Source organism: Streptomyces sp. NPDC002309 (genome assembly GCF_053593375.1).
In genome coordinates, this window is the sequence record NZ_JBSFCI010000018.1 from 1 (window position 1) to 24209 (window position 24209).

Genomic DNA, 24209 nt, shown 5'->3' on the forward strand with positions numbered 1-24209 from the left:
CCAGCCAGATCAACGGCTGCGGCTTCTGCACCGACATGCACACCAAGGACGCCACCCACGCCGGCGAGACCCAGCAGCGACTCAACCTCGTCGCCACCTGGCGCGAGGCCACCGTCTTCACCGACGCCGAGCGCGCCGCCCTCGAAATCGCCGAACAGGGCACCCGCCTCGCCGACGCGGCCGGCGGCGTCACCGACGAAGCCTGGCAGAACGCCGCCAAGTACTACGACGAAGACCAGCTCGTCGCCCTCATCTCCCTCATCGCCGTCATCAACGCCTACAACCGCATCAACGTCATCAACCAGCAGCCCGCCGGCAGCTACCAGCCCGGCATGTTCGGCTGAACACGCTGTCCGTCTCCCCGTCACCCCGACCCCCGTCGGGGAGACGGACCCCCACCGGCGGGGGCCCTGGCCCGCGCGGCCGGGCGCCGTACGGAGTACCTGGCCGACCTGCCAGGACGCGTTCCCACAGCGCGCTCGTCCTGCGGGAGCCCAGCTGAGCGGACCGACGCTCACGATCGGCGGCGGGCTCCGACTCGCCCGCCGCTCCCGGCAGTTGCGGCCCTCGTCCCCGAGGCCCCGCCGCGGCCGCACCCAGAAATTCACCTCACTCGATACCGTATCGATTGAAACGTACCTGGTAATGTACTCTCATGGCCGTCAATGTCCCGGACGAATCCACCGCCCCGCGTGCGACCGACCGCCAAGGGGGGCCTTCCCCCTTCGCGCTCGGCCTACTTCTGCGCCGGGCGCACTGGCGCGCCTCCGCGGTGATGGCCGAAGCGCTTCGACCGCTCGGCGTGGAGCTGCGGCACTTCGCCGTGCTGATCGTACTGAGGGAGAACGGGACCACGATGCAGCGGGACCTCGCCGCCGCCACGGCGTCGGACAAGGCCGGGGTCATGCGGGTCGTGGACGACCTCGAACGCCGAGGACTCGCCAAGCGCAAGGCCGTGCCGGGGGACCGCCGGGCGCGGGCGGTGGAGATCACGCCGCAGGGCGTCGCGCTCTTCGAGGCGGCCCATGTGGCCGCGGTGCCGCTGGCCGAACGACTGGTCGCCGAACTGCACCCCGGCGAGCCCGAGCAACTCGCGGATCTGCTGACCCGCTTCGCCTACCCCGCGGCCGAAGAGTCCTGAGCACGGGCGGGGACCGCCGACCGCGAGAACGGCCGCCCCGCCGGCATCGGGTACGTCCCGACTTCCTCGCCGCGACACGCGCGGGGCGGGAGCACAAGAAACACCGTGTGACGCCTCTGTCCGAGGTGTCACACGGTGCGATACCCGTGGTGAACTCAGCCGGCGAGCCGCTCCGCGAGGGACTTCGCCTTGGTCGCGGCGTCCGCGAAGGCGCGCTCACGGGAAGCCTCGTAGAGCGGGATCAGCTCGGACATGGCCGGGTTGCGCGGGGCCATGGTGAGTTCCGGGACGATGAAGTCGGGCTCCAGGCCCAGGCTGCCCTGGAGAACGGCCTCCAGGTAGTTCTGCACGTACTCGAAACCCTCGCGGGGGCTGCCCGGCCCGTAGGAGCCGCCTCGGCTGGCGACGACGGTGACGGGGGTGCCCGCGGCGGAGGGCGCGGCACCGATGGTGCGGCCCGGCAGGATGATGTTGTCCAGCCACGCCTTGAGCGTCGACGGGATCGTGAAGTTGTACATGGGGGCGCCGATCAGGACGGCGTCCGCCTGCTCCAGCTCCTCCATGAGTGCCACTCGGGCGGCGAAGGCCGCGGACTGCTCCGGGCTGCGCTCCTCGGGGGCGGCGAAAGCGGCGCTGTGGGCGGCGATGCTGATGTGCGGAACGGGGTCGGCGGCGAGATCGCGGTAGATCACCGTGCCGTCCGGGTGCTGCTCCTCCCATGCCTTGCGGAAGGCGTCCGTGACCGCACGGGAGGCGGACACGCCGTCGGGGAACAGGGACGAGTCGATGTGCAGCAACGTGGCCATGGGCTTCCTCCGAAGAACGCCCCGGGCGTGGGGGGGCCGGGGCTGGATCATGCTAGACGATAGTTACGGGCGCGATTGTATCGAGTGATATCATCGTGAACGCAACCAACATACGTGCCGAGTCCATAGGAGGTGGACGATGTTGGATGTCTATGAGGCGGTCACCAGCCGGCGGGCGGTGCGGGAGTTCACCGACCGGCAGGTCCCCGGGGAGGTGCTGAAGCGCGTGCTGTCCGCCGCTGCCTGGGCACCCTCGGCATCGAATCTCCAGCCCTGGCACACCTTCGTGCTCACGGGACCGGCACTGACCGAGCTGAAGAAGCGCACCGGCAGACGGCTGGCCGCGCGCGAGCCCTGGGACGAGCCCGAGTACCAGCAGTACCCGCCCGAGCTGAAGTCCCCGTACTGCGAGCGCCGCTCCGCCTTCGGCGCGCAGCGCTACGGCGCGCTCGGCGTCCCGCGCGACGATCTCGAGGCACGTCAGCGAGCCGCCGCGCAGAACTGGAACTGCTTCGGCGCGCCCGCCGCCCTCTTCTGCTACATCGACCGCGACATGGGTCCGGCCCAGTGGTCCGACGTCGGCATGTATCTGCAGACCGTCATGCTGCTGCTCCGCGCCGAGGGACTGCACAGCTGCCCGCAGATGGCGTGGGCGAAGTACCACCGGTCCGTCGCGGAGGCCGTGTCACCCCCGGAGGAGCTCCTCCTCTTCTGCGGCATGTCGATCGGCTTCGCCGACCTCAGGGCCGCTCCGCCGCGTACCGGCCGGGCGCCGCTCGACGAGACGGTCACGTTCGTCGACGGGGCGGACGCCTCCCCCGCACCGCGCCCGCACGGGACCGGAACGTCCCGCGGGGCCTCGCGGCATCCCCGCCCCCGGAACACCACCACGATCGCCGCGAGGCGCCATGTGCGCCGGCCGCGGGGGGCGCACGGCATCGTCGCGCGTCTCGGAAAGGGCCTGCCCCAGCGCGTCGGGCAGCTCGCGTCGCACATCGGGGTGCCGCCCGGCACCGGCTGAGTCCGGTACCGATCCGTGCCGTGGCGAGAGAGGTTGATCATGAAAAATGCTTGTGGCCGGGCACCGGTCACATGGGCGCGCCGGTGTTTCGGCGGCGACGCGACGAGCGAACGTGACCGTGGGAAGCGCCGGGCCCCGGACGGCGGCCACGAGACGCGTCCCGCGGTGTCGAGCCCGCGACCCGCAATGCCGCGACCGTCGGCCCTGTCCACCCTTCCCCGGCCCGTGGCCGTGGTGGTGGGCGCCGGCGGCGTGCTCGGAGCGGCGCACGTCGGCGTGGGGTACGCGTTGGAGGAACGCGGATTCACGCCGGACATGATCGTCGGCACCTCCGTGGGCGCGCTCACCGGAGCCATCGCCGCGGCCCACCCCACGGGGGCCGCCGCGCGGCTGCACAGCGTGTGGACCCAGTTGCGGCGCCGTGAGGTGTATCCGCTGGGCTACCTGCCCTCCCGCACCAGCGTCTTCACCGACCGTGGCCTGCGCCGCCTCATCGCCAGGTCCGGGCTGCCGGCCCGGATCGAGGAACTGCCCGTCCCGTTCACCGCGGTCGCCATGGACCTGGGCACCGGCGCGCCGGTGCTGCTCGACCACGGAGACCTGCAGTCGGCGCTGCTGGCCAGCGCCGCCGTACCCGGGATGCTGCCCCCGGTGGATCACGCGGGCCGGACGCTCGTCGACGGCGGTGTGATCGCCTACGTCCCCGTCCTGGCGGCGTTGGAGGCCGGGGCGGCCAGCGTGGTGGTCCTCTCCACCGGGCCGGGGAGCGCGGCGTCGCGCTTGCGCGTCCCGAACCGGCGGGCCGGCGCGATCGCCGCCAGGGCCGGACAGCTTCTGATGCAGCACCAGATCGAGCGGGACCTGAACGCCGTGGCCCGGCACATCCCGACCGTCGTACTGCCGACCGGCATCGAGGAGTGGCCCGCTCCCTGGGACTTCGGCCAGTCGCAACGGCTGATCAGCACCGCGCACCGCACGGCGGGACAGTTCCTCGACGGGCTGCGCATCAATGGGCCTGGCCTGTACCGGACCGGGGAGCCTTCGGCGACGCCGGCCGGGCCGGGCGAGGCACCGACCCCTTCCCTCTCGCGGAGCGCCCTTTGAGTACCATCGCCTTCTTCGGTATCGCCATGCACGGGCACATCAACCCGACGCTGCCGCTGGTGGCCGAGCTCGTGCGACGTGGCCACTCCGTCACGTACCACACCTTCCCCGCGTTCCGTGACGAGATCGCGGCCACCGGCGCGACCGTCCATCTCTACCCCGGCGCGAACCTGCCGCTCCCCGATCCGCCGATCCCGCTCACCCTGATCGCCGGACTGACGGCCACCGCACTCCGCCTGATGCCCACGGTGCTGGACGACCTGCGAGAGATACGGCCCGACCTGATCGTCCACGACAGCACCTGTCCGTGGGGAGCCGTCGCCGCGCGCGAACTCGGGGTGCCGGCGGTGTCCTCGTTCACGACGTTCGCCTACAACCGGCAGGTGCCGAGCCCCACCCGCGGCTCGTGGGACCTGCTGGTCGCCTCGGCGGCCCACCCCCGCAGCCTCCGCGACCACCTGCGCTCACGCCTGCGACTGCGCCGCGAGTACGACACAAGGGGACTCCCCCTGTTCGACATGGGGAACATCCGCCAGCGGCTCAACCTCGTGTACATCGCGCGGGAGCTCCAGCCGGCCGCCGAGAAGTTCGACGACGGCTACGCCTTCGTCGGTCCGAGCATCGGCGCCCGCCCGACGGATCACTCCTTCCCGTTCGACCGGCTGCGCGACCCCGTTCTGTACGCCTCCCTGGGCACCGTGTTCGACGCCGACCCGCGCCTGCTGCGCCATTTCGCCCACGCGCTCGCGCCCCTGGGCGGCACCGTCGTCCTCTCGACCGGACAGACCGATCCCGACGCGCTGGGCCCCTTGCCCGACAACGTGGTCGCCTGCCGTTTCGTCCCCCAACCGGAGGTGCTCGCCCGGGCGTCGCTGTTCGTCACCCATGGCGGGATGAACAGCGTCAGCGAGTCGCTGTACGCCGGGGTTCCGATGCTGGTGGTGCCCCTGGGCGCCGACCAGCCCCTGGTGGCCCGCCGGGTCGTGGAGCTCGGCGCCGGTCTGTCGATCCCGCCCCAGGACGTCACCGAGGGCTCCGTACGTGCTCTCGCGCGGCAGCTGCTGGACGAGAGCCGGTTCCGCGAGTCCGCGTCCACCCTGCGGGACGCGCTGCACGCGGCGGGCGGCTACCGGCGTGCCGCCGACGAACTCGAACGGTACGTGGGCGCGGCCGGGCCGTCCTCCGACCGCCGGACGCGGCGGGGCTGAGCGATGTCACCTGTCGTCGTCCTCCTGCTCCTGCTCGCCGGCGTCTCCGAGGCCGCCGGGCGCATCCTGCCCCTGGCGGTGCGCCGGCCCGGCATGCCGCGCAGTCTGGTGGCCTCGTTGCTGCTCGCCGGTGGTCTGGTCGAGGGCGCCGTGTTCGCGTTGTGGCCGCTGTCCGCGTGGACCCTGGCCGAGCTGGTGGCGTCCTCGCCGCCGCCCGGCGAGGGGCTTGTGTGGACACCGGGCGTGGCCGCCCCGCTCGTGCTCTGCGCCGTCCTCGCGTTCCCCTGGCTCGGACCCGTGCTCCACCTCGTGCTCTTCGTCGGCGTCGGGGCCGGTCTGGCCGACCTCCTCGCCACGGCGGCCGGCCTGGACTGGTGGACCGCCGTGGGCTGCGTGACCGTCGCCGGGGCCGGGCTCGCCGTGGCCGTCGAAGGCGTACGGCGTCTGGTCGTGCATCTCAGCGCCACCGGACCGCGGGAGTCGCTCGCATGAACAGTTTCCTGCTCTGGGTCTTCGCGATCGGGCCCGCCCTGCTCGCCGAGGCCCTGCTGGCCCGCTACGAGGTGCTGGCCTACGCCGCCGGCTGGCGGGCACCCGTCACCCTGCTGCCCAGCGGCGTGCCCTATGCCCGGGGCGCCGATCCCGAGGCTCCCCCGGACGCCTACCTGATCTATCTCGACGGCATCGGCAAGCGGCGCGTCCGCGACAGCCGGGACGGCGGCCAGCTCGTCAAGGCCCTCCTCGCCGGGGCACCCGAGTGGCGGGTGCTGGGTCAGGTGCAGCCCTACTCGCCCCTGGCCGACCCGCTCGCCGACCGGCCGGTGTGGGCGTGGCTGCAGCGCCGCGTCGGACTGCTGCTGTTCCTGCACAACGTCATGCAGATCTTTGTCGCGGCAGACCGCCGGTACCGCCCGCTGTACAACCGGGCAGTCGGCTCCCAGATCGCCACGCAGCTACGGCTGGCGGGCTACGAGGCCGACAGCGGCATCCCCGTGGTGCTGCTCAGCTACAGCGGCGGAGCGCAGGTGGCCGTCGGAGCCGTGGCGCAACTGCACGCGCAACTGCGCTGCCCGCTCCTGCTGATCACGCTCGGCGGGTTCCACAACGGCGCCAACGACCTCGCCCATGCCGAGCACCTCCACCGGCTGACCAGTACCGGCGACCGGATCGAGCGGCTCAGCACCTGGATCTTCCCTCAGCGCTGGCCGCTGTTCTGGGCCAGCTCCTGGAACCGGGCCGTCCGCGCCGGAAAGATCACCGAGCACCGGCTCGACCCCGCCACGCACGTCGGGCCGCTCAGCTACATCAGCCCGTCGGCGCAACTGCCCGACGGCCGCAGCCATCTGGACCGCACGGCGGCGTTGGTGATCGCGCTCGTCCGCGCCCACCGCGGGACGCCGACGGCGGCGGACGGCTCGTAAAGGCCGCCGGGAGCGGGGCCCGGTCGGGAGGCACTCCCTGGACCGGGCAGGCCGGGCGCCCTCGCCGGAGTGAAGATGCGGGGCGCTGCCCGAGTCGCGGTGCCCGCCTCCGTCCCGCCCGACCGGACCAGGGCGGTGCACCGCGAGGGAACTCAGGGATCGAGGTCGGGCGACCCCGGCCCAGGGCGCACAGGTACGGGGGCCGCCCGGACCTTGCGGCCCGGTTGGCGCAAGGCACTTCGACGCTAGGACGCGGTGCCCCGCCGGGCCCACCGGGTGGGGCCGGGCGGGTGAGAGCCAGGCTTCCCGAGGGTGCGGGCCATATGACACGGGCGGGGCCGCCGGATGCGGTCCCGCCCGTGTCACATGGCGATCGGTGACGTCAGCGCAGGCCGAAGGCCCGGGTGATCGTCTGCGAGACGGCGTTGTCGGCACTGTCCCGGGCGGTGACCCGCAGGCTGACGAAGCCGGCCGTACGGGGGGCCTTGAGGCTCGTACGCCATCCGTCGCCGTGACGGTTCAGCTCGGCCCGGTGCCAGGTGGCCCCGTCGTCGTAGGAGACCTCGACGGCGGGTTTCCCGACGGTGGCCCGCGTCCCCTCAAGGTGCGAGGCGGTCACCGTCAGCCCGGCGCGCCGGTCCGCCCGGCCGGACTTGTCGGTGTCCACGCCGTAGTCGAGCTGGATCAGCGGCAGGGACGCCGGCGCCTCGGGGCCGGTGACTTCCGAGGTGAAGTCCCACTCGGTCGACGTACGCGTCGAGTAGGGGTGCTCCCAGGCTCCGCGGTCGTTCTCCACCACCAGGCGGTAGGGCAGGCGCTCCGGGGCGAGCTGGGGAGTCATGAGCCGCTCGGCGTTGCCCCAGTCCAGCTCGCGGTCGCCCTGGTGCAGCGACACCCGGTTGCGCACGTCGAAGTTGCCGTAGGCGTCACCGACATGGCCTGCTCCGGAGTCGCCCCAGCCCGGCGCGAGGATGTACATCGTGTCGAGATAGCGCAACGGCAGGGAACCGCGCGCGCTCATCCGGGGGCGCTGGATCGGCCCGAACCAGTCGACCTCGGCGGTCTTCCGGGGCGCGTAGCGCAGGATGTCCATCGACTCCTGCCCCGTCTCGCCGACCACACTGGCCGACTCCACCCAGTCGGTGCCGCCGGTGACCCAGTCGGTCCGGTCCCCCTGGGCGGGCGCCGTGACCCGGTTCCCGACCGCCCAGCCCTGCCAGAAGTCGTAGCGGAACTCATTGGCCTTGGCGGGCCTGGGGTTGCGGAAGGAGACGTCGACCCGGCCCAGTTCATGCGGGGCCACCCGCCAGGTCGGGTCCGCCGGGACCGCGCCGTCCCAGTGGCGCACCACGTCGTAGAGGTATTCGGTGGTGGGATGCGAGGTCACCTTCAGCGTGACGGAGCCACGCCTCAGCCGGTCGATCAGGTCGGTGCCCTGGTCGGCGTCGAGGGTCGCCACCGTCAGCGGGGCCGGGTCCTGCGGGGACCACGGGTTCTCGTCCCAGGGGAGCATCCGCCCGATGCCGTCGTTGACGACCACGAGCAGTCGCGCGCCGGCCGCGGCGGCGGCCTCCGCCCGCTCCCGGATCTCCGCGGTGTCGCCGCCGCGGACCACGACGGCCTTGCCCCGCACGTCGTGCCGGGCCGGTGCCCCGGCCGTCCCCGCGTCGTCGAGGACCGCCTTCAGTGTCCTGGTGCCGGCCGGGAGCGGCTGGGCCGCGCGCTTGACCAGCGGGTCGTCGTACGTCCGCGTGCCGGTGCCCAGGGTCAGCGCGGGCTGCTCCAGGCGGAAGCGGGCGCCGAAGTCGAAGGCGCCGTCGCTGACCTTGCCGCCGGTCGGCAGCGCCCAGATGCTGTCGTAGGACGGGTTGGGCAGCATGGAGGTCGCGAACAGGCTGTCGGCGAAGGACCGCTGGACGTCCAGCCGGGGTGCGACGGCCGTGGTCTCCTTCGGCGCGTGCGCGAGGATCCGGCGGGCCTTGCGGCCGTCCAGGGTGACGGTCCGGTCCTGGTCGAGCCGCACCTCGTTGAAGGCGAGCAGCGCCATGCCCAGCGAGTGGGGTCCCTCCGCCCCCTGCACATCGCCGATGAGCCATCCGTTGTAACTGCCCTCGGGCAGCCGCGCCGTGCCGGTGCCGGACGCGTCGAGATCCAGGACCTGGAAGCGGCCCGCGGACAGCAGGTAGACCCGGCCGGCCAGCGGCTCGCCCGAACGGTCCTTGGCGACCACGGTCAGGTTCTGTCGCCGGCCCTCCCGGGCGCCGCCGATCAGGGTGCGCGCGCGCACCTCACCGGCACCGTCCGTCGCGGTGATCATGCCGCTGACGGGCTGGTCGGCGGGCAGCCGTGCCAGGTCCGTGGTCAGGGAGACCGTGGCGGTGCCGTGCGCGGGCACCGTGACGCGGCCCTCGGAGAGGCTGAACAGCCCCGCCGGGGCGCTCGCGGCGTCGATCGCGAGGTCCAGGGCGACCGGGCTGTCGCCGACGTTGGTGTACGTCACCTTCCGGACGTCGGTCTCCCCCGGCGTCGAGGGCCACGTGTGGAAGCCGGAGTGGGCGCTGACGGTCGCGAAGACCGAGGCGCGCACCGCCGCCGCGGCGTCGAGCCGGCCGGCACCCGCCTCGTACGGCGTGTAGGCCGGGGTGGCCTCGGCGCTGCTGACGAGGGCTTCCTTCAACCGCTCGCCGGTCCAGTCCGGATGCTCGGCGGCCAGCAGCGCGGCGGCGCCGGCGACGTGCGGTGTCGCCATCGACGTACCGCTCATGGTGGTGTAGTAGCCCGAACCGCCACGCTGGTAGTGGGTGCGCGCCGCGAGGATGTCGACGCCGGGGGCGGTGATCTCGGGCTTCAGGCCGGCGTCACCCTCGCGCGGGCCCTGGCTGGAGAACTCGGCGAGCCGGTCCTCGGAGTCGACGGCGCCCACGGTCAGCGCGGAGTCGGCGGCGCCGGGGCTGGTGACGGACCTCGGGCCGCCGTTGCCCGCGGCGACGACGAACAGCGCGCCCGTCTCGCGGCTGAGCCGGTCGACGGCCTCGCTCATCGGGTCCGTGTGGTCGCCCGCACCGCCCAGGCTCATGCTGACGATCTTCGCCTGCTGGTCCCGGGCGGCCCATTCCATGCCCGCGATGATCCAGGACTCCTGCCCCTGGCCCTGGGTGTCCAGCACCTTGCCGATGCCGAGCCGGGCGCCGGGGGCGACGCCCCGCTCCTTGCCCTCGGAGGCGCTGCCGGTGCCCGCGACGGTCGAGGCGACGTGCGTGCCGTGGCCGTGGTAGTCGGTGACGTCCTCCTCGTAGGGGACGAAGCTGGCGCTCGCGTCGACCTGTTCGGCGAGGTCGGGGTGTTCCGGGTCCACGCCCGTGTCGAGGACCGCGACCTTCACGTCCTTGCCGGTGTTGCCCTTCTCCCAGACCTCCGGCGCGCCGACCTGCCCGGTCGACTCGGACAGGTCGGCGTTCACCCTGCCGTCCAGCCACACCTTGGCGATGCCGTTGGTGAAGGCGGGCTTCGCACCACGGGCCGTCGCCTCGCCCCGGTCGCCGGTGAGCGCCGACCAGAACGCCGTCGCCTTCCCGCGGTTCTGGGCGAGGGCGGCGCCCTGCATGCTGTCCAGGCGGCGCAGGACCGTCGCGCCCGCGACCTTCGGCTGGGTCCGTGACCTCGCCGCGGCGTCGGTCCAGCGCACGATGAGCGGCAGCCGGTCGGCGTGCGCGTCGTCGTAGCCGTCGGCGATCAACCGCGTGACGTTGAACAGCCGCTTGTCGAGCTTCCCGGCGCTGACGTAGGGCAGGACGGAGTCCGGGTAGACGTACGTCTCGCCGTCGAGGACGGCCCGGTGGTAACCGGTGGTGGTGCCGTTCGCGCCTTCGAAGGACCTGATGGCGGTGCCGTCGGCGGCGGTGCCGATGGTGACCTTGTCACCGGTGATGAGCGTGACGGTGTGACTGCCGCCGTCGCCGGGTGACCGTGGTGCGGTACCGGCGGACGGAACGGCACCGGCCGGGTGCCCGGGTACGGCGGTGGCGGCCGGTATGGCCCCGAGTACCAGGGCCGCGACCGCGCCGAGCGCGATCAGCCCGGGTCTGGGGTTGGGAACCATGCGCAAGGAGACCCCTCAGACTCTTGTGAAGCGTGGGAACCCTGATCGTCCGGCCATGACCGACCATGCTCAAGAGCCGGGCGGCGTCGTCGTTGTGCCATGGCGCAGTTGCGACGCGAGGTGCGTCGCGGCGGGCGTCGGGACAGGGCTCCTCGCGTGCTGCCGGGTCACCCTCGCGCCGTGGCCTCGGTCAGCACGGCCTGCGCCAGCTGCCCAGTTCGAGCTTTTTGAGCATCGAGGACAACCGCAGCTCGCGCGCCTGCGGGCAGAAGCGGCCGGTGGGCTGCGCGTACTCCACGTGGAAGACCGCCTTGCCCGACGCGATGAAGGGTTCGAGGAGTGCGCACTCGCCGTACTGGGCGCACTCCTCGTTGACCGCGAAGTCGAAGTGGCCGACGAGCTGGGGGATCTGGGCCAGGTCGTTCTTGAGGCCCACGGCCAGGCCGCGTTCGTGGGCGATGTCGGCGATCATGCGGTTGTAGCGGAGCTGGTCCCCGGCCGTGAGGGGGAATCCGGTGTCGTCGGCGTAGCCCTCCACGAGGTCGGGTTCCACCGCGTCGAAGCCCTTGTCGCGGCACATGTCGAACCGGCGTTCCATGAGGGGCCGCAGGACCGCGATCCGCCGGATGTCGAGCCAGCGTTCACCGTGCCAGCCGTTGGGCCTGCCCAGCACGGAGCGGGGGAAGTCCTTCCGGTCGGGGCGGTAGTCCTCCCAGGCGCCGACGTTGATGTAGCAGATCACCTTGCGGCCGTCCCGGTGCAGCCGGGCCACGTCCTCGGCGCTGTTCTCGAATCCGTCGATGTCGTACACGGGCACGTCGACGGACGCGTCGATTTCGCCGTCGAGCTGCCACTGCCAGGCGAGGCCGGGGCGCGGTTGCCACAGCGGGCGAGGTCCGCGGTCGGGCTCGTCGGAGCACGCCGCGAGGGCGGCCAGGAGCAGCAGCACGGCCGTGGACACCGCCACCAGCCGCCTCATCGGTCCGCCTCGGCGGCCAGTGCCGGCGTCAGCCGTGACCACGGGTTGGGCGGCTCCCCCGTCACCGGACCGCACACCGCCGCGCCGCGTTCGGTCGCGGTGCGCACGGCGAGCGGGACGAGCGGGGCGGGCACCCCGTAGACAAGGTGGCAGAACCGTTCCGGCGGCTGTCGCTCGGCCCACGACGGGCGGCTGAACGCCGCGACGTACGTGGACCAGTGGCCCTCGAAGGTGACGGTCAGGTCGGCGAGGGCCACATATCCGGGGGCGGGGTGGACGCCGGGGTTGAGGACCATGGTCGACAAGCCCAGCTTGCGCAGGGAGCGCACCAGACGGCGGCAGGCCGGCAACCCGTCCGGGCCCGCCGTCGTCTGATCGAGGAAGCAGCCCTCCGCCGCGTACCACTCCTGGTGCCGGCGCGCGTCGGCGACGACCTCGGCCGGGTCGCGCGCGCCGTAGTCCGTGTCGACGTAGCCGAGCAGCCGGGCCCCCGCCGCGCGCAGCGCCTCGGCCGCGGCCAGGAACGCCGGGTCCGGGACCTCGCCCGGCCCGTTCGCCGGGTTGAGCACCACCCCGTACGTGCGGGCCGCGCGGGTGATGAGCCGGTGCCACGCCGCCGGGTCCTCGGCCGGATGGACGTAGAGCGGGATCAGCAGGCTCACGGGGCCGGTACCCCTTCGCGGCGCGGGGACCGGGCGCCGACCGCCGCCCACAGCGCCGCCAGTGACGCGTCGAGCGAGTGGGACGGCCGCCAGCCGAGGGCGTCACGGGCGGCGCTGATGTCGGAGCACTGCCACGACACCCGGGCGGACCGCGCGGACCCGCCGCCGCCCGCTTCGACGATCCGGCCGCGGAAGCCGGCCGCGGCCGCCAGCCGCCGCACCAGCTCACGCACCGGGACCGCCTCCCCGCCCCCGATGTTGAGGAGGGCGGGCAGCGGACCCACGGCGGTGGCCGCGAGCTGCGCCGCCCGTGCCACGTCGCGTACGTCCACGAAGTCGCGGTGCGCCGACAGGTCGCCGAGCCGCAGTGTCGCGTCCGGGTCGCGCCCGGCGTCGCCGAGCAGCGCGGCGACCCGGCCGGGCAGCCCGGTGGGCGGGGCGCCCGGGCCCACCGGGTTCCCCACCCTCAGCACCACCGCGTCCAGCCCCGAGGCGGTCACCGCCACGGTGCCCGCGAGCTTGGTCGCGCCGTAGGGTCCCGCCGGTCCGGTCGGATCCGACTCCGTCACCCGCAGGCCGGGGGTGCCGGGGCCGTACTCGGCGGCGGAGCCGAGGTGGACCAGGCGGGCCGCCGGGGCCGCCTCGCGCAGTGCCGCGCACAGTGCGGCGGGACCGCGCGCGTTGACCTCCGCCAGGGTGACGGCGTCCGTCCCGGTCGCGCCCGCGCAGTTGACGACGACGGCGGGAGCGGCCGCGGCCAGCGCCTGGGCCATCTCGCGCGGGCCGTCGCAGGCGAGGTCGACGGTGACGTCGGCGTCGGGTGAGCGGCCGCCGATGAGCAGCCGCGTGCCCGGGAGGGCACGCAGCCGTTCGGCGACATGGCCGCCCAGGTACCCGGTGGCGCCGAGGACGAGGATGCGCATCAGTGCTCAGGCTCCTTTGAGCAGCAGCGACTTGCGGCTGGTGAACTCGGCGTTGGCCCGGTCGTAGTCGTCGGGGCGCCCGATGTCCAGCCAGTATCCGTCGAAGTCGTAGGCGTGCGGCGGCCGTTGTGCGGCGAGCAGGTCCAGCACCAGTTCGTCGAAGCCCAGCGGCAGTCCGGGCGTGTAGCCGTCGAGGGTGGCCCGCGAGACGCCGTAGACGCCCATGGAGACCCGGTAGTCGATGCTGGGTTTCTCGGTGAAGGCGACCACGCGGCTCGCGTCCGTCGTCAGCACGCCGAAGTCGATGTGCACCTTGCGGGCGTAGGTGGCGATGGTCAGCGGCGCCCCCGACTCCTCGTGCCGGCGCAGCACGTCGGCGTAGTCGAGGTCGGTGAGCACGTCGCCGTTCATGACCAGGAAGTTCTCCGGCAGGCTCTCGCGCAGGTTGAGCAGTGGTCCCATGGTGCCGAGGGGGCTCTCCTCCGTGGCGTAGTCGACGTGCATCCCCCACTGCGTGCCGTCGCCGACGTACGCGCGGATGATCTCGCCCAGGTGGCCTATGGCGATGGTGCAGTGGGAGAAGCCGGCCGTGGACAGCTGGCGCAGCACGATCTCCAGGATGGCGTGCTGGTCCCCGATGGGGACGAGGGGCTTGGGCAGCGCGGTGGTGTACGGCCGCAGCCGGACGCCCTTTCCTCCGGCCAGGATGACTGCGTGCATGGCATACCTCCTGCGAGTACGTCCGGACGGGTCAGATGTTGTAGATGCCGGTCTTGTAGCGGGCCAGGTTGGCCGGATCGGCGAACCACCGTGCGGTCCGCGCGAGCCCTTCCTCCAGCGTGTGGCCGGGCCGCCAGCCGGTCGCAGCGGTCAGCCGGCTCGCGTCGGCGACCAGCCGCATCACCTCGGAGGCGGCGGGGCGCAGGCGATCGGCGTCCTCGCGGACGTCGAGGGGGGCGTCCATGACCTTGCCGATCAGCGCGACCAGGTCTCCGACGGAGATCTCGCCCCCGGTCCCGGCGTTGAAGGTCCGGCCGACGACCTGCCCGGCCGGGGCGGTGCCCACCGCGAGGAAGGCCTGCGCGGTGTCCTCGACGAAGGTGAAGTCCCGGGTGGGGCGCAGATCGCCGAGGGTGATGGTGCGCTGCCCGGCCGCCACCTGGCCGACGACGGTGGGGATCACGGCCCGCATCGACTGCCGCGGGCCGAAGGTGTTGAACGGCCGCAGCGTCACCACGGGGGTGTCGAAGCTGGCGTGGTAGCTGTCGGCCAGCCGGTCGCCGCCCGCCTTCGAGGCGGCGTACGGGGACTGGGTGTTGATGGGGTGGTCCTCGGTGATCGGCACGGTCCGCGCGGTGCCGTAGGTCTCGCTGGTCGAGGTGTGCACCAGGCGCGGGGTGCCGAGCGCGCGCACCGCCTCCAGCACGTTGAGCGTTCCGGTGACATTGGTGTCCACGTAGCTGTGCGGGGCCTGGTAGGAGTACGGGATCGCGATCAGCGCCGCCAGATGGTATGCGCAGTCGGCTCCGTCGAGCAGGGCGCGTACCGAGCCGGGATCCCGTACGTCGCCGAGGACGATCTCCACCTGGTCGAGGACGTCGGCGGGCAGGGTCTCCAGCCAGCCGTAGGACGAGAACGAGTTGTACTGGGCCATGGCCCTGACGCGATGGCCGGAGGCGACCAGCGCCTCGGTGAGGTGCGAGCCGATGAAGCCCTCGGCTCCGGTGACGGCGGCGAGCGGTGCGGGGGTCAACTCTGCTGTTCCTTTCGTCGGTGGGAAGGGCGAGGTGCCGCCCCGGTGGGCGCGGCGGGTGGTGGCGGGCGGGGTCAGGCGTGCCGGGACGGCCTGCCGAGCAGGCGTATCGCGCAGGCCGCGAGGCAGACGGCGGCCGTGCCGCAGACCGCGGGCAACACGGCCGGGCCCGGTGACAGTCGGAGCCAGGTCACCGCTCCGGCGGCGCCCGCGGCGGCCAGGCAGACCACGGCCGGTGGCCAGGCCACCCCGAACGCCTGCAGCAGGAGCGCGGTCCACAGGACCCCCGCGAGTGGCAGGACGGTGGCCGCACCGGCTCCGGTGAGCAGGGCCGGGGGCAGTAGAAGCAGCAGGTAGCAGGTCAGGCAGAGGCCGAGGACGGCGGCCGAGCGCAGCACGAACGCCCGGGGCGTGCGGCTGACCCGCAGGGCGGCCACGGACCAGCCCCGGTAGCGGTACAGCAGCCACTCGGCCGGGCCCATGCTGAGCGTCAGGGCGATCACCCCGTACGGGTGTTGCCGGCCCTCCAGCATGACCAGCACCGCCGCGGCCAGCCCGAACAGTCCGTAGGGAACGGACGAGCGCAGGCGCGGGCGCGGACCGCCGGCGGCGGCCGGAGTCGCGAGGCCCACCCACAGGACACGGGCGGTGGCGGCGAGTGTGGCCGCCAGCGCCAGCAGGGGCAGTCCCCATCGCAGCGCGGGGCCCGGTTCCCACCACGGCAGCACCGCGGCGCCCGTGATCAGCGGGCTGAGCGCGGCCAGCAGCAGGCGCTCCCGGGCCAGCACCAGCAGCACACCGGCCGCGGCCAGGTACAGCGACTGTCCGGCCGCCGCCGCGAGGACCGGACCGGCGCCCCCCGCGGTCGCTGCGGCGAGTGCGGTGGCGACCGCCGCGCCCAGCAGGGACCCGGTCAGCAGGGTGGCGGACGCTTCGCGGCGGCCCGTCACCAGCCGCAGGTGCGCACGGTGGCCGAGGGCCTGGCCCCAGGCCCAGGAGGCGATGCCCGCCACGATCAGGACGGGTGCGTACCGCTCGACCGGCCAGAGCGGGGCGGTGAGCAGGTAGGCCAGCGCGGGCAGGGCGAACAGCAGGCCCCGCAGCAGGCAGCGGACCGTGTCGGGCCGCCAGGGGTCGGGCGCCGCGGGGGGCGCCGGGAAGGTGCGGGGCACCCGCGCGTACAGCGCGGACGCCAGGGAGAACAGGTTCGGATGGCCGTAGCGCTCGTTGATGAGGGACGCGGACAGGCCGTCCGCCTCCAGCAGTGCGGCCACCTCGTAGGGGTGGACGGCCGGGCCTATGCGGTCGGCGAGTTCGGCGGCGAGCGAGCTGACCGCCTCCTCGTCGGGGCCCTGCCGCGGCACCCGGATCGCGAGCGTCCTGTCGTCCGTTCCGCCGTCGGATCTGCCGTCCTTCGTTTCGTCCGCGGTGTCGTCCAGGGCCCAGCGGGGCCGGCGGCGCCGGGGGCGGGGCTGGGCCAGCCGCAGCGCCAGCGTGTCCTGTTCGGCGCCGCCGGGTTCGAGGAACATCGGCCCGCTCATACGGCGAGGCTCCCCGTGCCGGTGACCGCCGGGGCGGGCAGGACGATCCGGGCGGGCGACTCCCGGCGGCCCGTGGCGAGTTCGTGGTAGACGGCGCGGAAGGTGTCGATGGTCTGCCGGAGCGTGAACTGCTCGATCACGCGCAGCCGCGCCGCCTCGCCCATGGCCCTGCGCCGGGCGGGGTCGCCGAGGAGTTCCAGCGCGGCGGCGGCCATCGCCTCCGGGTCGCGCGGCGGCACGACGAGTCCGGTGTCGCCGACGGCTTCCCGCACACCGCCCACGTCGGTGGAGACCGTCGCCCTCCCGCACGACATGGCCTCGATGAGGGTGAAGGGGAAGCCCTCGCTGATGCTGGACAGCATCACGACGTTGCCGGCCGCGTAGGCGTCCTTGATGTCGTCGACGCGGCCTTCGAACGTCACCGCGTCGGCGTGTCCCAGGTCCGCGGCCAGCGCCTCGCAGCGCTCCCGGTATGACTCCCCGCCCCGTGGTGTCCCGCCGAACATCCGCAGTCGCGCGTCGGGCAGCCGGCCGCGGACCAGGGCGAAGGCGCGGATCAGGGTCTCCAGGTCCTTGATCGGGTCGACCCGCCCGGCCCAGCTGAGGGTGGGCGTGCCCGGCTCGGGGCCGGCCGGGGGGAACGCGGCGGGGTCGACGCCGTTGTAGACCGTGCGGATCGACGCCGGGTCGGCGCCGCCCTGCTCCTCCCACAGCCGGTTGTAGCGGTTGCCGGGGGTGATCAGGGCCGCCCGGCGGTAGCTCTCCTCCGCCAGCAGGCGGAAGAAGCCCAGGATCACGGCCTTGACCGGCCAGCGGTAGGGAGCGGTGCGGTAGCCGAGGTAGCGCTCGCGCAGGTAGACGCCGTGCTCGGTCAACAGCAGGGGGACGCCGTGCCGTTCGAGGGCCGCGAGCCCCGGCAGGACGGCGACCCCGCCGCTGACGGCGTGCGCGACGCCGTCCCGCGGCGGTGGCGCGGCCAGCGGGCGCAGGGCGTGTTCGAGCAGGCCCGTCGCCGTGAGCGCGTCGTGGAGCGTCGGTCCCGCCTCGCGCACGGCCAGCCCCGGCCGCCGCCACACGGCGGTCAGGACCGCGATCGCGGTGTCGCCGCGCAGGAAGGGGCTCAGCCGCCCGTCCGCCGCCGCACCCGCCATGGTGTACAGGGCGGGTGCGAACCCGTGCTCGGCGCCCGGGTCGAGCAGCGCGGTCAGGAAGCGCTCGTAGGCGTCGGCGAGCCGCCTGCGGGCGCGGCCGCGCGGCGGGCCGCCCGCCGGGGCGTCGCCCCACATGGGTACGGACAGGACGTCGCGGACCTGGTCCGGCAGATCCCAGACGACCTGCTCACGGCCGGTGCCGGTGACGGCGATGACGTCGAAGTCGATGTCCGGCATGCCGGTGACGAGTTGGTCGCACCAGACGCTCACACCGCCGTGACTGTGCGGGTAGGTGCCTTCGGTGAGGAGGGTGACGCGGGTCGCGCCGGAGTGCCGCCCGCTGGGATGAACGTGCATCGGTGTGCTCCACGGCCGAGGTGTGGGTGGTCGTGCCGGTCCCGGCCGCCGACGGGCGGCCGGGACCTCGCTGCCGGTGGTCCGGTCAGCTCCCCGCGACGGGGGAGAGGGGTTCGGCGACGCCCTCGGGCACGCGGGTGCCCGGCGCCGGTTCGCCGGCCGGCGCGGAACCGCCCGCGTCGGGGGCCGTGGAAGAGGTGGCGGAGTCGGGCAGGGTGAGGGTGAGCGGCGCGTCGGCGGAGGCGGTCCACCCGGAACGGTCGCCGGCGTAGGCCTCCCCGAAGGCGGCGCCGGCTCGCGTGGTGCCGGCGGGCATCGTGGCGGGGACGACCACGCCGTCCGGGCCCTCGACGAAGACCGTGGCGCCGACGCGGTAGGCGGTGATCTGCCCCTCCCGTACGGCGGTGCGCCAGGCGGCGCGGCGCTGGAGCTCGGTCCCGATGTCCGCCATCCGCAGGTTGACCAGGGGGGTGTTCGGCGCGAAGAGCGTGTCGTGGGTGTCGAGCACGCCGTCGAGGACCGGGTAGGCGATGCGGTCCTCGGCGAGGTTGGACTGGTGGATGAAGTGGGGCTTGGGGTCGTTGGCGAGGACGTGGCCGAGGGCGATCTGCCGTTCCAGCGGGACGATGTGGTCCTGGTAGCCGGTGGCCGGGTCGAGCGGGGCGGGCAGGCAGGTGGTGGTGGCCGGGTTGTCCTCGCAGATGCCGCTGCCGCCCTGGGCGCGGCTGGTGTAGATCCAGTTGTACTCGTCGACCTGGTCGGCCGTCCGGCCCGCGTTGTAGAAGACGTTCATCGGGTAGCGGGGAACGGTGACGGCCGCCCCGACCCGCCGCTGCTCGGGCTCGCGGGAGTTGTCCGAGGCCAGCCATCCGACGCCGTTGTCGGCCAGGGCGAGGGCCAGGTGGGGGTTGTCGACCGCCTGCTGCGGAAGGACCCGCAGTCCGGAGTGCTCACCGGTGACCAGCTCGTCGTCGTCCAGGGGAAGTCCGGCGAGCCGTCCCCATACGCGGTTGGCCGCGATCTCGTCGGAGATGTCGTCGCGGCTGACCCACTTCACCGATCCGCCGGCGTCGGTCTCGCACCGCCACGGCACGACGGTGGTGTCCTGCCGGCAGCCGAGGAAGGCGTGCGTGTAGGTGTGGTTGATCCAGCGGAACTGGCCGCGTTCGTCGAGGAACCGGTCGGCCAGCGGGTCGGCTCCGTCGTTGTCCTCGCGGTGGTCGACGCTGCCGGCGCCGTTGTAGGCGAGGTCGAGGGTGAAGCCGCGCTCGCGCTGCCAGGCCACGGCGTGGTCGACGTCCGCGGGGAGCATGCGGATCGGGTCGGGGGTGGCGTCCGGGTCCGTGCAGTCGACGTCGCCGGGCGTGCAGTTGAGCGTGGAGTTCCAGCGGTCGTCGGCCGCGAAGACGTCGTCGACGTGCACGGCGAAGTAGTTGCGGGAGAGGCCCAGGTGGACCCCGTCGGTCATCCACGCGACGATGCCGCGGGCCAGCAGCCGGAACTGCTGCTGGTAGCGGTTGTAGACGAAGGTGACGACGAGTTCACGCCGTCCGTCGTGCCGGTACTCGCCCACCAGCGAGCCGCGCTTGCCGGTGCCGGGGATGGCCGCCTCGACGTACGGGGTGAAGTCGGCGCCGGGCGCGGGGGTGGAGAGGTAGGCGTAACTCTCCCCCACGGTGGGCGAGTTGTCCTCGAAGGGCACGGTCCCTTCGAGGTATCCGAACGGCCCCGAGCGGCCGGCGTCGGTGATCTGGGCCTGTGCTCCGTCGACGCTGCCCGAGTAGCCGCCGAACACCGGGTACTGGAGCCCGGCCTCGGGGCGCGCGTAGGTGTAGGCGTCGACCTGCGGAATGTCGTAGGTCCGCTCGTAGGACACGAGGGCGGCCATCTCCGGGGAGTCCGCCGGGAACGGGTTGTCGTTGGGCAGCACGACGGCCTGGAACCTGGCGCGGTCCCGGCCGTCCACGGTGTCGGCGAGGTAGCCGGCGTCGATCACGGGCCGGTCCGTGCGCGTGAGGTCGATCTCCGTGTACGGCGTTCCGGCGGCGTCGAGTTCGGCCGCGATGGCGTCGGTGGCCGGGCCGCCGTCGCTCACGACGAGCACCCGCAGATCGACGCGGGCGTCGGCGGGTGCGGCCGTGGCCGGCACGCAGAGAGCGGCCATGAGCGCGCACGTCGTCAGCAGGGTGGTGCGAAAAGTCCGCTTCATGCGGTGCTGTCCCCTCCCCAGGGCAGGGGTGAGTACTGCTCCGCGGAGCGGACGCACCCCCTTGCGCGGCGCCGGCTTCCCCCTCAGAGACCGGTCGTTCACGCATCCGTCGTGTCACATGGTGGGGCACCTGTGAAGCTTTTGTGGTTCCGCTGCGAAACCTGACGGAAAAAAGCAGGTGGACGACAGACACCGGTGCGACCCGGTATGACGATCAGCCCGGCCGCCCCGGGCCCCGGCCGATCTTCGCCTCAGGGGAGTCTTCGCAGGCGGGAGGGGTGAAGCAAGCCACCGACGGACCCTGAGGGCCCGCCGGTGGCGAGGTCATCGGCAGGCAACCGCACTCCGGACGACCATGGACCGGTTTCTGGTCACGCGTCCCGGCCCGGCGCGGGGCGTCAGGCGCAGAGGACGCGCGTCTCGGGCGTGAAGACCGGACCGCCGCTGAGGCTCGTGGTGTCGCTGAACTCGGCGTAGAAGTACGAGTAGAAGCCGATGTTCCCGTTGCAGCCAGAGTCCGGGGCGACCTGCAGGGTCAGCGTCACGGTGCGGCTCTGGCCGGGCGGGACGGTGGCGCCGTAGTTGGCGCCGAGGTCGGCGGGGCCGGTGCCGGAACAGGGGCTGGTGCCGCTCGACGTGGCGAGGGTGCAGCCGGTGAAGGAGTACTTCAGGTCCGGGCGCTGGGTGGTCAGCCAGGTGGGGTCGATCGTCTGGTACACGAACCAGATGTCGTAGGTCTTGTTGTTCGTGAGCGTCATCGACACGTTCACGGTGCCGCCCGGCGTGGTGGTGGCGGCGTCGGTGGTGAACGACAGCTCGGCCGGGGCCGGCGCGGCGCTCACGGCGGGGGCCAGGCCGAACACGGCGAGGACAAGGGCGAGGACGGTGGTGAGACCCAGGCGTCTCGTCAAAGGTGATCGCATGGCCAGGGAGGCTAGGCACGGCGGCGACCCGGCGTCTGCCCCGCCCGGGAGCCGCGGTCCGGTGACGACCGAAAGTGCGCTTCACGTGAAGACTCTGCGGGGGAAGTGTGACGAGGGCGCCCGGGTCGTATACGCGCACGCCGCGACCGGTACGGGAGCGGGGCCGCCGCCGGGACGGCGGGCGGCCCCCCTCCGGTGTGGCGGTGGCGCTATTGGCGCGTACCGATCGCGTCGCCGGGTCCGCGAGGCCGGCCGCGGCCGGTACGCGCCGGTCGATCTCGGTCGATCGCGCGGTTTCCGGCCTCGCCGTCGGTGCCGCTCACACGGCCCGGACGACGAGCAGGGCCACGTCGTCATGGCCCCCTCCGGCCCGCAGGATGCGCAGGAGCTGGTCACAGGTGGCGTCCAGGGGGCGTGCCGGGTCGTCCAGGACGGCGAGGAGCACGTCGAGGCAGGCGTCGATCGGCCGATCACGGCGTTCGACGAGGCCGTCCGTGTAGAGCACGAGCTGATCGCCCGGCCTGAAGGCGAAGGAGGTGGAGACGAAGGGGATGCCGCAGCCGCCCAAGGGCGCGCCGGTGGGCAGGTCGAGGAGTTCGCAGGCGCCGTCCGCGTGCAGGAGTGCGGGCGGCAGGTGACCGGCGAGGGAGACGTGACACCGCGCCGTACCGGGATCGAAGACGGCGTAGACGCAGGTCGCGAGGGTTTCGAGCGCGTCGGTGATGTGGTCGAGGTGATGCAGGACCCGGGCCGGCGGGAGAGCGAGGTCGGCCAGCGTCCTCGTGGCGGTGGCCAGCTGCCCCATGGCCGCCGCGGCCGTGACGCCGCTGCCCATGACGTCGCCGACGACGAGTGCCGTCCTGTCGCCGGCCAGGGGGATCACGTCGAACCAGTCGCCGCCGATCTCGACGGCGGCCTGCGCGGGACGGTAGCGGTGGGCGATGTCCAGGCCGGGGCGCTGGGGAGGCGGATGCGGCAGGAGGCTGCGCTGGAGGGTGAGGGCGGTGCGGCGCTGCTCCTCGACGGCGCGGTGCCTGTCGGTGACGTCGACGCTGGAGGTCGCCACACCCAGCACCGTCCCGTTGGGGGCCTCGAGCCGGTAGAACGAGATCGACCAGGCGTGGTCGTTGTCCGGGTCGGCCGCCGTACGGCCCACGGTGTACTGGTCCAGGATCGGGGTCCCGGTGGCCAGCACCTCGCGCATGGAGGTCTCGAAGGACTGGTCCAGGAAGGGCAGCACCTCGCTGACGTGGCGACCGACGTGCCGGGCGGCCGGTACGCCGTTCATCCGCTCCTCCGCCGGATTGACGGAGATGTAGCGCAGATCGGTGTCCAGCATGGCCAGCCCGATCGGGGACTGGGACACGAGCTGGTCGGACAGGGAGAGGTTGCGCTCCACCTGCCGCAGTGTCGCCTGGTCCGCGGCCAGCCCCAGCGCGTAGTAGTCGCGCCCCTCGTCCATCAGCCGCATGTTGCGGAACTCCACCAGGCGTCTGCTGCCGTCCTTGTGCCGGATCGGGAAGACCCCGGCCCAGCTCTCGCCGTCCCGCATCACCTGGGCGAACAGCCCGAGCACCGTCTCCAGGTCCTCCTCGTCGATCAGCAGCCGGCCGGCGTGCCGGCCCAGCGCCTCCTCGGCGCGGTAGCCGAAGAGGATCTCCGCCTGCGGGCTCCACAGGGCGATCCGGCCGTCGGGGTCCAGCAGGACGGCGGCCACGTTCAGCACGTCGAGCAGTCCACCCGTCACGGGCGCGACCGCACCCGACGTGCCGGGACCACCTCGGAGGGGCTCGACTGCACCCATCCTCCTGGCTCCTTCCGGCCTCCGATCGGCCTGCCGGAACGGACCACGCGCCGACACCGCCCACCACGGCCACTCCATCGTCTCTCGCCGCCACCGGCGCCCGCACGCCGACCGCGAGCCACGAGGATCAGGAACGGCCGCGCCCGGTGACAGGCCGCCGAATCGGCAGGCCGGCGCCGTCGCGGCCCCGCGCCTGCTCCTTTGCATTTAACCGACCGGTCATCTACTTTAGACAACCGGTCGGCTACCAGCCGCCGCACACCCCCCACCCGAAAGGCCGTCATGAGCAGTCAGGGACAGAAGGTCGCCGTCATCACCGGTGCGTCGCAGGGCATCGGCGCCGGGCTCGTCACCGCCTACCGCAAGCTCGGCTACGCCGTCGTCGCCACCTCACGCGGCATCGCCCCCTCGCAGGACCCCGACGTCCTCACGGTGCAAGGGGACATCTCCGACCGTGCGACCGCCGAGCGCGTCATCGCGGCAGGCGTGGAGCGGTTCGGGCGCATCGACACACTCGTCAACAACGCCGGGGTCTTCCTCTCCAAGCCGTTCACGGAGTTCACCGAGGAGGACTACGACGCGGTTCTGGGAGTGAACGTCGACGGGTTCTTCCGCATCAGCCAGCTTGCCGTCGAGCAGATGCTCGGGCAGGGGGGCGGCCACATCGTCCAGGTGACCACCAGCCTCGTCGACCACCCCCATTCCGGTGTGCCCTCCGTGCTGGCGTCCCTGACCAAGGGCGGACTGCAGGCGGCCACCAAGGCTCTGGCCATCGAGTACGCCTCCCGCGGCATCCGCGCCAACGCGGTGGCCCTGGGCACGATCAAGACCCCGATGCACCCCGAGGAGCACCACGCGACGCTCGCCGCCCTGCACCCCGTGGGCCGCATGGGCGAGGTCTCCGACATCACCGACGCGATCGTCTACCTGGAGAACGCCCCGTTCGTCACCGGCGTGATCCTGCCCGTCGACGGTGGTCAGACCGCCGGTCACTGACCGGCCGGGCTCGACGCGGTGGCGCCCGGCCACCGCGTCACCCGCATCCCCTCCGCGGCCGCGCGGCGCGACCGCTCCGCCGACCGCCGCACCGCCCTTGCGCCGCTCGGC

Annotated in this window: 19 protein-coding genes and 1 pseudogene; 8 read left to right on the forward strand and 12 right to left on the reverse strand. The window is 73.1% G+C overall.

Translation table 11 applies throughout. The annotated features are described in order from the left end of the window. Window positions 1-344: carboxymuconolactone decarboxylase family protein (locus ACWCPM_RS16795; RefSeq protein WP_450976926.1), on the forward strand; the 344-nt coding region annotated here is incomplete at its 5' end. Between the two features lie 311 nt (window positions 345-655). Next, window positions 656-1141: a MarR family winged helix-turn-helix transcriptional regulator gene (locus ACWCPM_RS16800; RefSeq protein WP_450976927.1), complete on the forward strand. Its 486-nt coding sequence runs from the start codon at window positions 656-658 to the stop codon at window positions 1139-1141. A 155-nt stretch (window positions 1142-1296) separates the two neighbouring features. On the opposite strand, the gene ACWCPM_RS16805 is transcribed toward ACWCPM_RS16800, so the two are convergent. After that, window positions 1297-1947, reverse strand: a complete 651-nt coding sequence (locus ACWCPM_RS16805) for an FMN-dependent NADH-azoreductase (RefSeq protein WP_450976928.1) — start codon at window positions 1945-1947, stop codon at window positions 1297-1299. A 142-nt stretch (window positions 1948-2089) separates the two neighbouring features. Here ACWCPM_RS16805 and ACWCPM_RS16810 point away from each other — a divergent pair. The 5 genes and pseudogenes from ACWCPM_RS16810 to ACWCPM_RS16830 form a co-directional block, all read left to right on the forward strand. Then, window positions 2090-2752 (forward strand): annotated as a pseudogene (locus tag ACWCPM_RS16810) (nitroreductase); the annotation flags it as partial. Window positions 2753-3193: 441 nt separating this feature from the next. Beyond that, window positions 3194-4072 (forward strand): patatin-like phospholipase family protein, encoded by an 879-nt coding sequence (locus tag ACWCPM_RS16815; protein ID WP_450976929.1) that lies wholly within the window; start codon window positions 3194-3196, stop codon window positions 4070-4072. Continuing rightward, entirely contained in the window at window positions 4069-5280 is a 1212-nt protein-coding gene (locus ACWCPM_RS16820; RefSeq protein ID WP_450976930.1) for a macrolide family glycosyltransferase, read from the forward strand. Before ACWCPM_RS16815 ends, ACWCPM_RS16820 begins: the two co-directional genes overlap by 4 nt. A 3-nt stretch (window positions 5281-5283) precedes the next feature. Next, on the forward strand, window positions 5284-5772 hold the full coding sequence (locus ACWCPM_RS16825; protein ID WP_450976931.1) for a hypothetical protein: 489 nt from the start codon (window positions 5284-5286) through the stop codon (window positions 5770-5772). After that, entirely contained in the window at window positions 5769-6701 is a 933-nt protein-coding gene (locus tag ACWCPM_RS16830) for a hypothetical protein (RefSeq protein ID WP_450976932.1), read from the forward strand. The genes ACWCPM_RS16825 and ACWCPM_RS16830 overlap by 4 nt, the downstream gene beginning before the upstream one ends. 382 nt (window positions 6702-7083) lie before the next feature. On the opposite strand, the gene ACWCPM_RS16835 is transcribed toward ACWCPM_RS16830, so the two are convergent. From ACWCPM_RS16835 to ACWCPM_RS16885, 11 genes are all read right to left on the reverse strand, one after another. Further along, complete coding sequence (locus tag ACWCPM_RS16835) at window positions 7084-10800, reverse strand: S8 family serine peptidase (protein ID WP_450976933.1); 3717 nt, start codon at window positions 10798-10800, stop codon at window positions 7084-7086. Window positions 10801-10990: 190 nt separating this feature from the next. Then, entirely contained in the window at window positions 10991-11779 is a 789-nt protein-coding gene (locus ACWCPM_RS16840; RefSeq protein WP_450976934.1) for an endo alpha-1,4 polygalactosaminidase, read from the reverse strand. Further along, window positions 11776-12441, reverse strand: a complete 666-nt coding sequence (locus tag ACWCPM_RS16845; protein WP_450976935.1) for a spherulation-specific family 4 protein — start codon at window positions 12439-12441, stop codon at window positions 11776-11778. The genes ACWCPM_RS16840 and ACWCPM_RS16845 overlap by 4 nt, the downstream gene beginning before the upstream one ends. Next, window positions 12438-13364 (reverse strand): NAD-dependent epimerase/dehydratase family protein, encoded by a 927-nt coding sequence (locus tag ACWCPM_RS16850; RefSeq protein ID WP_450976936.1) that lies wholly within the window; start codon window positions 13362-13364, stop codon window positions 12438-12440. The genes ACWCPM_RS16845 and ACWCPM_RS16850 overlap by 4 nt, the downstream gene beginning before the upstream one ends. Window positions 13365-13370: 6 nt before the next feature. Further along, the gene (locus ACWCPM_RS16855; RefSeq protein WP_450976937.1) at window positions 13371-14084 is read right to left on the reverse strand and encodes a nucleotidyltransferase family protein; all 714 of its coding nucleotides are present in this window, start codon (window positions 14082-14084) and stop codon (window positions 13371-13373) included. Window positions 14085-14115: 31 nt separating this feature from the next. Further along, window positions 14116-15117, reverse strand: coding sequence for a GDP-mannose 4,6-dehydratase (locus tag ACWCPM_RS16860; protein ID WP_450976938.1), 1002 nt, complete (start codon window positions 15115-15117; stop codon window positions 14116-14118). A 74-nt stretch (window positions 15118-15191) separates the two neighbouring features. After that, window positions 15192-16658: a hypothetical protein gene (locus ACWCPM_RS16865; protein ID WP_450976939.1), complete on the reverse strand. Its 1467-nt coding sequence runs from the start codon at window positions 16656-16658 to the stop codon at window positions 15192-15194. After that, on the reverse strand, window positions 16655-18166 hold the full coding sequence (gene pelF, locus ACWCPM_RS16870) for a GT4 family glycosyltransferase PelF (RefSeq protein ID WP_450976940.1): 1512 nt from the start codon (window positions 18164-18166) through the stop codon (window positions 16655-16657). Before pelF ends, ACWCPM_RS16865 begins: the two co-directional genes overlap by 4 nt. An 85-nt stretch (window positions 18167-18251) precedes the next feature. Beyond that, window positions 18252-20375, reverse strand: a complete 2124-nt coding sequence (locus ACWCPM_RS16875) for a hypothetical protein (RefSeq protein ID WP_450976941.1) — start codon at window positions 20373-20375, stop codon at window positions 18252-18254. 398 nt (window positions 20376-20773) lie between these two features. After that, window positions 20774-21298 carry a hypothetical protein gene (locus ACWCPM_RS16880; RefSeq protein ID WP_450976942.1) on the reverse strand — a complete coding sequence of 175 codons (525 nt, stop codon included), beginning with the start codon at window positions 21296-21298 and terminating at the stop codon, window positions 20774-20776. Between the two features lie 319 nt (window positions 21299-21617). Continuing rightward, a complete protein-coding gene (locus tag ACWCPM_RS16885) occupies window positions 21618-23102 on the reverse strand; it encodes a SpoIIE family protein phosphatase (RefSeq protein ID WP_450976943.1) in 1485 nt (494 codons plus the stop codon). A gap of 282 nt (window positions 23103-23384) precedes the next feature. On the opposite strand from ACWCPM_RS16885, the gene ACWCPM_RS16890 reads away from it, so the two are divergent. Beyond that, complete coding sequence (locus ACWCPM_RS16890) at window positions 23385-24098, forward strand: SDR family NAD(P)-dependent oxidoreductase (protein WP_450976944.1); 714 nt, start codon at window positions 23385-23387, stop codon at window positions 24096-24098. The last annotated feature ends 111 nt before the right edge of the window (window positions 24099-24209 follow it).

What these genes read in the sequence shown, in the direction of transcription:
- ACWCPM_RS16800 (WP_450976927.1), top strand. Translation starts at nt 656, where the DNA reads ATGGCCGTCAATGTCCCGGACGAATCCACCGCCCCGCGTGCGACCGAC.
- ACWCPM_RS16805 (WP_450976928.1), bottom strand. Translation starts at nt 1,947, where the DNA reads ATGGCCACGTTGCTGCACATCGACTCGTCCCTGTTCCCCGACGGCGTG.
- ACWCPM_RS16825 (WP_450976931.1), top strand. Translation starts at nt 5,284, where the DNA reads ATGTCACCTGTCGTCGTCCTCCTGCTCCTGCTCGCCGGCGTCTCCGAG.
- ACWCPM_RS16830 (WP_450976932.1), top strand. Translation starts at nt 5,769, where the DNA reads ATGAACAGTTTCCTGCTCTGGGTCTTCGCGATCGGGCCCGCCCTGCTC.
- ACWCPM_RS16835 (WP_450976933.1), bottom strand. Translation starts at nt 10,800, where the DNA reads ATGGTTCCCAACCCCAGACCCGGGCTGATCGCGCTCGGCGCGGTCGCG.
- ACWCPM_RS16840 (WP_450976934.1), bottom strand. Translation starts at nt 11,779, where the DNA reads ATGAGGCGGCTGGTGGCGGTGTCCACGGCCGTGCTGCTGCTCCTGGCC.
- ACWCPM_RS16850 (WP_450976936.1), bottom strand. Translation starts at nt 13,364, where the DNA reads ATGCGCATCCTCGTCCTCGGCGCCACCGGGTACCTGGGCGGCCATGTC.
- ACWCPM_RS16855 (WP_450976937.1), bottom strand. Translation starts at nt 14,084, where the DNA reads ATGCACGCAGTCATCCTGGCCGGAGGAAAGGGCGTCCGGCTGCGGCCG.
- ACWCPM_RS16865 (WP_450976939.1), bottom strand. Translation starts at nt 16,658, where the DNA reads ATGAGCGGGCCGATGTTCCTCGAACCCGGCGGCGCCGAACAGGACACG.
- pelF (WP_450976940.1), bottom strand. Translation starts at nt 18,166, where the DNA reads ATGCACGTTCATCCCAGCGGGCGGCACTCCGGCGCGACCCGCGTCACC.
- ACWCPM_RS16875 (WP_450976941.1), bottom strand. Translation starts at nt 20,375, where the DNA reads ATGAAGCGGACTTTTCGCACCACCCTGCTGACGACGTGCGCGCTCATG.
- ACWCPM_RS16880 (WP_450976942.1), bottom strand. Translation starts at nt 21,298, where the DNA reads ATGCGATCACCTTTGACGAGACGCCTGGGTCTCACCACCGTCCTCGCC.
- ACWCPM_RS16885 (WP_450976943.1), bottom strand. Translation starts at nt 23,102, where the DNA reads ATGGGTGCAGTCGAGCCCCTCCGAGGTGGTCCCGGCACGTCGGGTGCG.
- ACWCPM_RS16890 (WP_450976944.1), top strand. Translation starts at nt 23,385, where the DNA reads ATGAGCAGTCAGGGACAGAAGGTCGCCGTCATCACCGGTGCGTCGCAG.